Source organism: Lachnoclostridium sp. Marseille-P6806, assembly GCF_964238185.1.
In the GTDB taxonomy this organism is placed as follows: Bacteria; Bacillota; Clostridia; order Lachnospirales; family Lachnospiraceae; genus Brotaphodocola.
In genome coordinates this window covers 242,468-254,271 of sequence record NZ_CAXSLG010000002.1, presented here as the reverse complement: position 1 = coordinate 254,271, position 11,804 = coordinate 242,468, and the positions used below count along the sequence as shown (strand labels likewise).

7 protein-coding genes and 1 pseudogene are annotated in these 11,804 nt (G+C 47.1%); 5 read left to right on the top strand and 3 right to left on the bottom strand.

Annotated features, from left to right (window positions below; translation table 11 throughout):
* Positions 1-61 precede the first annotated feature (61 nt).
* A complete protein-coding gene (cls, locus tag ACESON_RS03260) occupies positions 62-1,648 on the top strand; it encodes a cardiolipin synthase (protein WP_373108480.1) in 1,587 nt (528 codons plus the stop codon).
* A gap of 39 nt (positions 1,649-1,687) precedes the next feature.
* On the opposite strand, the gene citC is transcribed toward cls, so the two are convergent.
* The 3 genes and pseudogenes from citC to ACESON_RS03245 all read right to left on the bottom strand — a co-directional run.
* Positions 1,688-2,767, bottom strand: a complete 1,080-nt coding sequence (gene citC / locus ACESON_RS03255) for a [citrate (pro-3S)-lyase] ligase (protein WP_373108478.1) — start codon at positions 2,765-2,767, stop codon at positions 1,688-1,690.
* Between the two features lie 191 nt (positions 2,768-2,958).
* Complete coding sequence (locus ACESON_RS03250) at positions 2,959-4,119, bottom strand: RNA-guided endonuclease InsQ/TnpB family protein (RefSeq protein ID WP_373108476.1); 1,161 nt, start codon at positions 4,117-4,119, stop codon at positions 2,959-2,961.
* Positions 4,067-4,189: pseudogene (locus ACESON_RS03245) on the bottom strand (IS607 family transposase); the annotation flags it as partial. The gene ACESON_RS03250 and the pseudogene ACESON_RS03245, both read right to left, overlap by 53 nt.
* 506 nt (positions 4,190-4,695) lie before the next feature.
* Here ACESON_RS03245 and ACESON_RS03240 point away from each other — a divergent pair.
* From ACESON_RS03240 to ACESON_RS03225, 4 genes are all read left to right on the top strand, one after another.
* The gene (locus tag ACESON_RS03240; protein ID WP_373108616.1) at positions 4,696-5,415 is read left to right on the top strand and encodes a ClpP family protease; all 720 of its coding nucleotides are present in this window, start codon (positions 4,696-4,698) and stop codon (positions 5,413-5,415) included.
* Positions 5,416-5,464: 49 nt separating this feature from the next.
* A complete protein-coding gene (locus tag ACESON_RS03235) occupies positions 5,465-8,386 on the top strand; it encodes a DNA translocase FtsK (protein ID WP_373108474.1) in 2,922 nt (973 codons plus the stop codon).
* Between the two features lie 122 nt (positions 8,387-8,508).
* Complete coding sequence (locus ACESON_RS03230; RefSeq protein WP_373108472.1) at positions 8,509-10,179, top strand: formate--tetrahydrofolate ligase; 1,671 nt, start codon at positions 8,509-8,511, stop codon at positions 10,177-10,179.
* A 79-nt stretch (positions 10,180-10,258) separates the two neighbouring features.
* Complete coding sequence (locus ACESON_RS03225) at positions 10,259-11,797, top strand: UDP-N-acetylmuramoyl-L-alanyl-D-glutamate--2,6-diaminopimelate ligase (protein WP_373108471.1); 1,539 nt, start codon at positions 10,259-10,261, stop codon at positions 11,795-11,797.
* Positions 11,798-11,804 lie beyond the last annotated feature (7 nt).

Below are 11,804 nucleotides of genomic sequence, written 5' to 3'. Positions count from 1 at the left end.
TAAATGGGGAAAATGGAGAGAAAAGGCGGCCAAACAGAGAAAAAGTCAGGAGGAACAGAGCATGAGTGCTGTAGATAAGGCCAGAGGAAAGCTGAACAAGAAAACTCTGGGAAAACCACTTCGGATTATATTTGGGCGGACATCCTTTGTCGTTTTGTCGCTGCTGCTTCAGGTAGTTGTGCTGTTGGGGGCGTTTCAATGGCTCAGTGATCATTTCTTCTATGTATATGGAGGATTTACGCTGCTTAGTGCAGTTATTGTCATTTATATTATTAATAAAAGACAGAATCCGTCGTATCAGATGGCTTGGATTATTCCGGTTCTGGTATTTCCGGTATTTGGAGCGCTGTTCTATCTGTTTGTGGAATCACAGGTAGGCGTGCGGATCATTGACCGGCGGCTTCGCAGCTTGATTCAGGAGACAGAACCGTATTTAAAGCAGGATGAGGATGTTATGAATCGGCTGCGGCTGGCCAGCCGGGGCAATGCCCAGCTGGCAGTCTACATGAAAAATCATGGCGGCTATCCGATTTATGACAAGACCTATGCGGAATATTTTCCCCTGGGCGATGATATGTACCCGAAGCTTTTGGAGGAACTGAAAAAGGCAGAACGGTACATTTTTATGGAGTATTTCATTGTAGAAGAAGGGGAGATGTGGGACAGTGTTCTGGAAATTCTGAAGGAAAAGGCATCTCAGGGTGTGGAGGTCCGGTTTATGTATGACGGAACCTGCAGTCTGACGCTGCTTCCTTACGGATACCCCAAACAGCTGGAAAAATATGGAATCCGGTGCCGGATGTTTTCACCGGTTCGTCCCATGCTTTCCTCTTATCAGAATAACCGGGATCACAGAAAGATTACTGTGATTGACGGACACACTGCCTTTACCGGAGGAGTTAATCTGGCTGACGAATATATCAATCAGAAGGAACGGTTTGGCCACTGGAAGGATACGGCGATTATGCTGAAGGGGGACGCAGTCAACAGCTTTTTGATGATGTTCCTACAGATATGGAATATTACCGAGCAGAAGCCGGAGGATTACAGAAAATATCAGCTGGATCCAGGATACCAGTTCCCGCCGGAGCTGGATCGAAAGGGATATGTTATGCCTTACGGAGACAGCCCTCTTGATGAGGAGACCGTGGGACAGCATGTATATATGGATATTCTGAATGAATCACGATACTATGTACATATTATGACGCCGTATTTGATTCTTGACAGCGATATGATTACGGCGCTGACCTTTGCGGCAAAGCGGGGAATAGAGGTTATTATTATTATGCCCCACATTCCTGACAAAATTTATGCTTATGTTCTGGCAAGATCCTACTATGAGGAGTTATTACTGGCTGGCGTTCGGATTTTTGAGTATACTCCCGGATTTATTCACGCAAAGGTATTTACCAGTGATGATACGAAAGCTGTGGTGGGCTCAATTAATCTGGATTACCGCAGTCTCCACCTTCATTTTGAATGTGCCGCCTATCTGTTCCGCAATCAGGCAGTAGCACAGGCTGAGGCAGATTTCCAGGATACGCTGAAAAAAAGCCAGGAGATTACGGTGGAGGACTGCCGGAATTATCCCTTGGGGCGGAGAATGGCAGGAAAAATGCTGCGGCTGATTGCTCCGCTGATGTAGAGGAAGAATTTGGAAATAACACAGGAAGCGTTTGCCTGTTTAATAGTGGCGAACCTCATTGGCTTCTCGAATTTTTTGTAAAACAGGGGCAGCTTTTTCAGAAGAAAAGTATCGGAATGTAGATTCCGGTACTTTTTTTTGCAGATCGTCCCAGTTTCCGTCACGGAGAAGTTCCCGGACTCCAGAGGCGCTGATAGGACCGTCTGCATCTTCTCTGCGGGGGATGATGGTGCAGGAAATTCCGGCGGCCTCCAGCTCCTCCTTCATAACCTGATTATAAATTCCTGTTACCTGGCTGAAAGGCTCTTCGCCTACAAAGCGCTGGGAAATGTTCAGTGCCCCGGCAATTTTCTGGAAAACTTGAATGTCCAGACGGGCGTGAGAGCGGATCACGGTGTCCTTGTCCTTTAAAAAATAAGAAGGGAAGGTGGCATTGGAGATCATATAGGGGCCGGTCTGATGATAAACCAGATTGCCCAGATCCGCAGTTCCCTCCCGTACCAGCTGCTCCCGAACAGAGAGGGGAACCAGGGAAACGTCTTCGGATACAATAAATACATGAAGCAGATCTACTTTGGAAGCTGCGTATTCCACAAGCCAGCGATGACCCAGGGTAAAAGGATTGGCATTCATAACAACAGCGCCTGTCCGTGGATTTGCCAGCAGAGAAACCGCTTTTGCAGCTGAAGACTGACTGGTTTCCGTCTGAAGCTTTTTCAGATAATCAGCAAAGCCGGTACGCCTGTTTTCCATAAACACGACCTTTCCCTCAACCCGGGCGATTTCGTAGAATCCCAGATCGCCAAAAAATTTGGCAGTGCCGCATTTGGTATAAAGGAACAGACTGGTATTGCCTCTGCTGTACTGGTATTCCATAAGATGAGATAAAACCTGATTTAAAAGCCCTTCCCCCTGATGGTCTGAAGAGACGGCAAGACAGCGCAGGGTGTTGGAAAAGCAGGAACCGGTAGCGGCCAGATTGTAATCTTCATCGAAAAGGCCGACGCTGTAATCAAGATTCTTGTCCCGTTCGATTCCCTCCTGCTGTAAAAGCGCATCCATCTGCTTAGATGCACGGCGATCGGAGGGCCTTATTTGGCTGAGAATATATTCGGACATAGAGATTTCCTGCCACTCAAAATGTGATTAAATATACTCACATCGAGATAATGTAGACTTTCGCAAGTTCTACTTACTGCTTCTTCGTGTATGCTTTTGATTGACTAAAGCCATATCTACTCACAGGTTCCTGTACACTCCACAGTCGTCAATTCCCGAAATAGCCTTCGGTACATACTTACGTTTGCGTTTCATGATGCAACTTCGTAAGTCTTCGCATCTTTCAAATTGAGAGCAGCATTCATATCCCTGTTTTCGACGTAACCACAATTACATCGAAAGATTCTATCTGAAAGCTTTAAGTCTTTCTTAATAACTCCACAACAGTGGCAGGTTTTTGATGATGGATACCATCTGTCTACTACTCGTAATTCAATACCATTCTCCTTACATTTTGCCTGAAGTTTCACTTTAAATTCATAAAACCTCTGAGAAGCAACTGTTTTTGAAAGATGCCTGTTCTTCATCATTCCTGATACATTCAAATCCTCAATCGTTATATAAGATGGCTTGGTTTTTACTATCTCAGCGATTGTTTTGTTCATGTAATCCGTGCGGACATTGTCTATCCGATGATAAAGCTTCTGTACCTTAAGCTTTTGCTTTTGTATATTTGCTTTTTGAGTGGACTCTCCTTTCTTTAAATTTTCATACTTACGGGAGAGACATCTCTGCTCCCGAATCAGTCGTTTTTCAAGTTTTTTTAATCTTGCTGATTTGTTAATATTTTTATATGTCTTACCATTTGAAAGAATGGCAAAATCCTTTAACCCAAGGTCTATGCCAATTCCTTCACTGTAATCATTGGTAGTTATCTTGCTATCCGGTATTTCTGCCAGAACTGAAACATAAAACCTGCCAGCTTTCATAGAAACCGAACCGCTTTTTATGACATATCCATCTTTTGTAACAGGGATATATCCCTTTTCCTTCACTCTAACCCATCCAAGGGATGGAATGTTAATTCTATGTCTTTCGCAGCGGCAATCCTTTGGATTATTCTTTACGAAATACATTTTTACATCTGATTTTCCCTTCTTTTTAAACTTAGGGAAACCACTTTGATGTTTGAAAAACTTTTTAAATGCGGTTTGTCCATGATTTACTGACTGTGTTATTGCTTTTGAATAAGCCTCCTTAATCCATGCATATTCTGGGTGATTTGGTATATATTCATTGTTAAGCCAGACTCTGAATTGATGACTGCTCATAAACTTTTCACCATTTTCATGAAGTTCTTTATTATGAGCAAGATAGAAATTATAGATAAATCTACAGGTTCCTATCGTCTTACGAATCTTAACCTTTTGCTCCTCGGTTGGATTTATTTCCGTCTTGAAGCTCTTTAGCAATCTCCCCATCTCCTTCTATTTGTTTTTTATACTTACGAAGTCCGTATAACCTACAGGAGAATACATGAAGGTTTCTTGTAGATACTCTGGTATAAATAACCATCTGACGATTATCATTTTCTGTATGAATGCCTTTAAACGGAAGGTATTGGTCATAAGTGTTATCCCAACGCTGCAACGTTTTAACAGAGACACCTTTAAGCACTAATGTGAATCATTTTAATTACTTAATATTTCCTCCTCTGTGATAAATTGTCGATTGGTAACTGTTCAGGACGGATATCTGACACGAATTTTTCTGCCAGTTCTCCCGCCGTCCTGAATCGTAACGTCTATTGGTATTATACAACAAAAACAGAAAAAAGGCGAATACATCCCTGCCTATGGACTGTATGTGACCGGACTTATGGGGGGATTGTCCTGATATAAAAACGCACATAAAAACAAGAATCCTGGGTACACTAAGAAGGAAAAGCGAAGGTTTTCGAAGAAGATCTTTGAAAGATCCTATGTCAAATCAGAAAAGCAGGAGATGAAAATAATATGAGAGATCAATGTAGGCAGAAAGAAAACAGGATGGAAGAATACGACAAAACATTAGACAGTAACTCCAGGAGAGAAGAACAGGAAATCGAAGAAAAGGAGAATCAGAAGCTGGAGGACTACGGACAGATGACGCTGGAGGGAAACCAGAGGAAGCGGAAAATCCACCTGCTGTCGATTATCGGTGAAGTGGAGGGGCATGAAAATCTTTCTGGGAATTCCAAGGCAACCAAGTATGATCATGTGCTTCCTCAACTGGCTCAGCTGGAGGATGATGATTCGGTAGAGGGGCTTTTAGTACTGTTAAATACCTCTGGCGGAGATGTGGATGCAGGTCTTGCCATTGCGGAAATGATAGCCTCCATGAGTATGCCGACGGTATCTCTGGTGCTGGGAGGCAGCCATTCTATCGGCGTTCCTCTTGCGGTTTCTACGGATTATTCCTTTATTGTTCCGACAGGCACCATGATGGTGCATCCTGTGCGGATGAATGGAACCGTAATCGGCGCCTCTCAGACCTATGAGTATTTCGATATGATTCAGGACCGGATTTTAAGCTTTATCAGTTCTCATTCCCGGATTGCCTATGATCAGGTAAAACGGCTGATGCTGAATACAGAGATGCTGACCCGGGATCTGGGAACGGTGCTGGTAGGAGAAGAAGCGGTTAAGCAGGGGCTGATTGACCAGGTAGGAGGGATTCGGGATGCCCTTGTAAGGCTGTATGAGATGATTGACGGTCAGGCTGTCTGAGAAGATGACGGGCTTGCAATTCCCTGATTTTTTTTGTATACTATCCTCAATGGGAAAGAGGAGGCATACATTTGTGGCATCATCGAAGAATAAAACAACCAATTCGGTAAAAGGAAAGACAGCAGCAGGAAAGACATCGGGAAGAAAGCCCGGAAGACCGAGGAAAAATCCAGTGCCCGTACAGGAGGAGCCGGCAGGCTTTCTTCGGGCGGAGGTTATGATTCTTCTGTCTTTTGCGGCCGCAGTGCTGCTTTTTTTAAGCAATTTTCACCTGTGCGGCGTGGCAGGTGACTTTTTGCGTGGAGTACAGCTTGGATTATTTGGAATGGCGGGATATATTGCTCCGCTTATTTTGTTTGTGGGAACCTGCTTTGCCATGTCGAACAGGGGAAACCGTGCGGCTGCCAGAAAGCTGGCGGCTGCAGTAACCGCTTTTTTTCTTCTCTGCGGCTTCGCTCAGCTTTTTTTCGGACAGGATCCGGAAGAGGGCAAATCCATACTGGCTTATTACACCATGTCTGCCCGCAGCGGCTTTGGAGGCGGTCTGGCAGGCGGTCTGCTTTGCGCAGTTCTGAAGGGAATTTTAGGAACCATCGGCGCGTTTCTTGTTATGGCTGTCTTGATAATTATCTGCGCTGTGATTATTACAGAGCGTTCTTTTGTAAAGGCGGTCAAAAAGCACAGCGATGCAGCTTATCAGTACGCAAAGGAAGATATGGATCGGAGGCGGGAGCTTCATGCGGAGCGCCAGGAGGAGAGGCGCAGACGCAGGGAGGAGCAGGTTTCAGGCGTAAACTTAAGCTCAACGGATCTGTCTGCTTATGCCAGCGGGGATGAGGACTTTGAGGATGAGCTTCTGAGCCGGCCGGAGCCGGATTTCCGGGAGGATTCCACAGCTGGTGCTGATGACAGCATCCGCAGAGATCCTGCTCTGGCAGAAGGCCCGGATGAACAGTCGGATTTTGGTGCTTTCCATACAGAAAAGCCGGAAGTGGTTCCCTCGGAAGCAGACGTATTTACAGGCAGCATTTCTCTTCCGCCGGAATATCAGGATGAGGATGATACGGTTCCCTTTGATGTGGATGGGGAAATGCCGGAGCTTTCGGCACAGAGTCTTGCAGCAGACGGCATTCGTCGGTTTGAGGAGGCAGGGAATGTATTTTCTGACAGCTCAACAGGACAGGCAAAGGGGCTGGATCTGTTCCAGCCGGAAGAGATTTATATGCCGGAGACAAGAGAAACATCTTCGGAATCAGCTACATATGATCCGAAAGCACCTCTGGAGGAACAGGATCCGGGACAGGTGGTGAAAACCCTGTCCGGCAGTGAATTTGTAATTCCTGAGGAGGAAAAAAGGGTTGTAACTGCCGGCGGCAAGGTGATTGAGACAGAGACAGAGGCTCTGCAGAAAAAACTGGAGTCCAGACGTCAGGAGGCAAAGGCAGCTGTGGAGGCCGGAGAGGCTTCGGTTCAGCAGCAGATCCAGGCGAAGGAGGAAAAGCCCAAAAAGGAATATGTATTTCCGCCGGTCAGCCTGCTGAAGCGGGCGGCCCGCCCGACTGGAGGCCATTCCCAGCAGGAGTACAGAGAAACGGCGGTTAAGCTTCAGCAGACTCTGAGAGATTTTGGAGTAGGCGTGACTGTGACAAATATCAGCTGTGGTCCCTCTGTGACCCGGTATGAGCTGCACCCGGAGCAAGGGGTTAAGGTCAGCAAGATCGTAGGTCTGGCAGATGACATTAAGCTGAGTCTGGCAGCAGCGGATATCCGGATTGAGGCCCCGATTCCCGGAAAGTCGGCGGTAGGAATTGAAGTGCCCAACAAGGAGAATAATACTGTTTATTTAAGAGAACTGCTGGAATCGGACAATTTTAAAAATCATGGTTCCCGTCTGGCGTTTGCTGTAGGAAAGGATATCGGCGGCCAGGTGGTGGTAACGGATATTGCGAAAATGCCCCACCTGCTGATTGCAGGCGCGACGGGATCTGGTAAATCCGTATGCATCAACACACTGATTATGAGTATCATATACAAGTCCAGTCCAGAGGATGTAAAGCTGATTATGGTGGATCCTAAGGTGGTGGAGCTGAGTGTGTATAATGGTATCCCACATCTGCTGATTCCCGTAGTGACCGATCCGAAAAAGGCCTCTGGTGCATTAAACTGGGCAGTGGCAGAGATGACGGATCGATACAAAAAATTCGCTGAGTACAATGTCCGGGATTTGAAGGGTTATAATGCAAAGGTAGAGGGAATTCAGGATATTGAGGATGAGAAAAAGCCGAAAAAGCTGCCTCAGATTGTGATTATTGTAGACGAGCTGGCAGATTTGATGATGGTGGCTCCCGGTGAGGTAGAGGAAGCCATCTGCCGTCTAGCACAGCTTGCCCGTGCAGCAGGCATCCATCTGGTTATTGCGACTCAGCGTCCGTCGGTGAATGTTATTACTGGTCTGATTAAGGCCAATGTGCCTTCCCGTATTGCCTTTTCCGTATCCTCCGGTGTGGATTCCCGGACAATTATTGATATGAACGGAGCAGAAAAGCTGCTTGGTAAGGGCGATATGCTGTTTTATCCAGCAGGCTTCCCCAAGCCGCAGCGAGTGCAGGGTGCCTTTGTTTCGGATCAGGAGGTTCAGAAGGTGGTGGATTTCCTGACAGAGCAGGGAATGACCGCGGATTATAATCCTGAGGTAGAGCAGCAGATGAATGCGGCGCCTGCGGCAGCGGCAGCAGGTGGAACAAATGGCAGGGACGAATATTTTGAGCAGGCAGGAGCCTTTATTATTGAAAAGGAAAAAGCTTCAATCGGTATGCTGCAGCGTATGTTTAAGATAGGTTTTAACCGGGCAGCCAGAATTATGGATCAGCTTGCAGAGGCAGGCGTGGTAGGCGAGGAGGAAGGAACCAAGCCGAGAAAGGTTCTGATGACGATGGAAGAGTTCCGGCAGATGACGGGACAGAGAGAGTAATATCACAGAGAAACCATCAGAGCAGAAAGACCGGGAAAAAGGCGCCGGTGGAAACCGCCGGAATACAATCAGGTTAGCAACAGGAAACACCCATAAATACGAAAGCACAGGAGGATGGAGAAATGAAAACAGACATTGAAATTGCTCAGGAGGCAGAGATGCTCCACATTCGCGAGGTTGCACAGCGGTATGGAATTACAGAAGAGGAGCTGGAGCTGTACGGAAAGTATAAGGCCAAGCTGACAGATGAACTGTGGGAGCAGGTTAAGGACCGCAAGGATGGAAAGCTGGTTTTAGTAACTGCGATTAACCCGACTCCGGCCGGAGAGGGAAAGACAACCACCAGCATTGGTCTGGCAGATGCTTTAAACCGTAAGGGAACAAAAACCATGCTGGCTCTGCGGGAGCCGTCTTTAGGACCGTGCTTTGGCATTAAGGGAGGAGCTGCAGGAGGCGGTTATGCCCAGGTAGTGCCTATGGAGGATTTGAACCTGCATTTTACAGGAGATTTTCATGCAATTACTTCTGCAAATAACCTACTGGCGGCTCTGCTTGACAACCACATTCAGCAGGGAAATGCACTTCAGATCGATCCCCGGCAGATTCTGTGGAAGCGCTGTATGGATATGAATGATCGTGTCCTGAGAAATATCGTAGTAGGTCTTGGCGCAAAGGCAGACGGAGTAGTGAGAGAGGATCATTTTGTTATTACAGTTGCATCTGAGATTATGGCGATTCTCTGTCTGGCATCCGATATGGAGGATTTAAAGACCCGTCTGGGAAGAATCATTGTTGCATATAATTATGCAGGCGAGCCGGTTACTGCAGAGCAGCTTCATGCAGTAGGCGCTATGGCAGCACTGTTAAAGGATGCGATTAAGCCGAACCTGATTCAGACTCTGGAACATAACGGAGCCCTGGTTCATGGAGGACCCTTTGCAAACATTGCTCATGGCTGTAACAGTGTGCGTGCTACAAAGACAGCCTTAAAGCTGGCTGATGTAGTAGTGACAGAGGCTGGTTTCGGAGCAGATCTGGGCGCGGAAAAGTTTCTTGATATCAAGTGCCGGATGGCAGGCTTAAAGCCGGATGCAGTCGTTCTGGTGGCAACAGTGCGTGCGCTGAAATATAACGGCGGTGTTCCTAAGACAGAGCTGTCTCAGGAAAATCTGGAGGCATTAAAGAAAGGGATTGTGAATCTGGAGAAGCATATTGAGAATATCCAGAAATACGGAGTTCCGGTAGTGGTTACTCTGAATTCCTTTATTACAGATACAGAAGCAGAATATGCGCTGATCCGCGATTTTTGCGAGTCCAGAGGCTGTGAGTTTGCACTGTCCGAGGTATGGGCCAAGGGCGGCGAGGGCGGCGAGGTTCTGGCAGAAAAGGTTCTGGAAACTCTGAGTCATAAGGAAAGCCATTATCATCCTCTGTATCCGGATGAGATGAGCCTGAAGGATAAGGTATTTACCATTGCATCAGAGATTTATGGGGCAGACGGCGTTTCCTATACTCCGGCAGCAGAGCGGGCTCTGGCCAGAATTGAGCAGATGGGCTTTGGTTCTATGCCGGTATGTATGGCAAAAACCCAGTACTCCCTGTCTGATGACCAGAATAAGCTGGGACGACCCACCGGTTTTACGATCAATGTCCGGGATGTCTACGTTTCTGCAGGCGCAGGCTTTGTGGTTGTGCTGACCGGCGCGATTATGACAATGCCGGGTCTTCCAAAAAAACCGGCAGCAGACGGAATTGATGTAAATGAGGACGGAAAAATCACAGGATTATTCTAAAGATGATTCCAAAGAAAGCAGAAGCAATGCCATGGGCAGAAAGGAGCAGGCAGCTTGAAAGAAGCTGTCGGAAAATCAGATGAAAATTCGGGAATGGCTTGGAGAGATTTCCTATACGCTGCAGCAGGGAAGCCTGGATGCAGAGGTGTCTGAGGTAGTATATGATTCAAGAAAGGCCGGACCGGGAGCAGTGTTTATCTGCATGAAGGGAACCAGAAGGGATTCCCATGACTTTATTCCCCAGGTGACAGAGGCTGGAGTCCGGGTGCTTGTAACAGAGCATCCGGTAGAGGTATCTTCCCAGGTGACAGTGATTGTGGTGGGAAATGGAAGGGAAGCCCTGGCCAGACTGTCGGCAGCGCGGTTTGGAAACCCTTCTCGGAAGCTTTTGATGATTGGGGTTACAGGAACCAAGGGAAAGACCACAACCACCCATATGGTAAAAACCATTTTGGAGGCGGCGGGGAAGAAAACGGGGATGATTGGAACCAATGGCGTGATGATTGGAACGGATCATTATCCCACAGTAAACACAACGCCGGAGTCTTATGATCTCCACCGGTATTTTGCACAGATGACAGAGGCCGGATGTGAGTGCTGCGTCATGGAGGTATCCTCCCAGGCAATGAAAATGCACCGGGTGACGGGGATTGTGTTTGACTGTGCAGTCTTTACCAATATTTCTCCAGATCATATCGGACCAGATGAGCACGCAGATTTTGCGGAGTATCTTTTCTATAAAAAGCAGCTGTTTACCCAGAGCCGGAGAGCATTTGTCAATCTGGATGACGAACACTTCCAGGAGATTATAAAGGACATTCCCTGCCCATGGACTGGTTTTGGTCTTATGGAAAATCAGAAGGATTGTCCGCGTGCAGAGGATAGCTCAGAGAAAAACCATACAGGCAGTGATTATCTGGCTGAGCACATTGAGTATGTATCAGAGCCGGATTTTGTAGGAACTGGATTTGACATCCGGGGAGAGCATGAGATCCCGGTACGGGTCAGCATCCCTGGAAAATTCAATGTCTACAATGCGCTGGCAGCTGCAGCAGTTACCCTTTGGTGCGGAGTGCCAAAAGAGCGTCTTCAGCATGCCATGGAGCATTTGAAAATCAATGGACGCATGGAGATTGTACATACTTCCCAGCGGTGCTGCGTGATTGTGGATTATGCACACAATGCAGTCAGCATGGAAAGCCTTCTGTCCACTTTGCGGGACTATCATCCCAGACGTCTGGTGGTTGTGTTTGGCTGCGGCGGAAACCGTTCCAAGGATCGCCGGTATTCTATGGGAGAGATTGGCGGAAGAATGGCAGATCTTTCTATTATTACAGCAGATAATTCCCGGTTTGAGAAGGTAGAGGATATTATTGCAGATATCCGGGGAAGCATTGAGAAAACCGGAGGAAAATTTGTAGAAATTCCGGATCGGAGAGAGGCCATTGCCTACAGCATTACCCATGCAGAGCCAGGGGATATGATTGCTGTGATCGGCAAGGGACATGAGGATTATCAGGAAATCGAAGGTGTCCGTTATCCATTTTTGGATCGGGCTGTGGTTGAGGAGGTTATTGCCGGACTTGAGCAGAAGGATGCCGGACAGGAGAATAAATAAAAAAGAA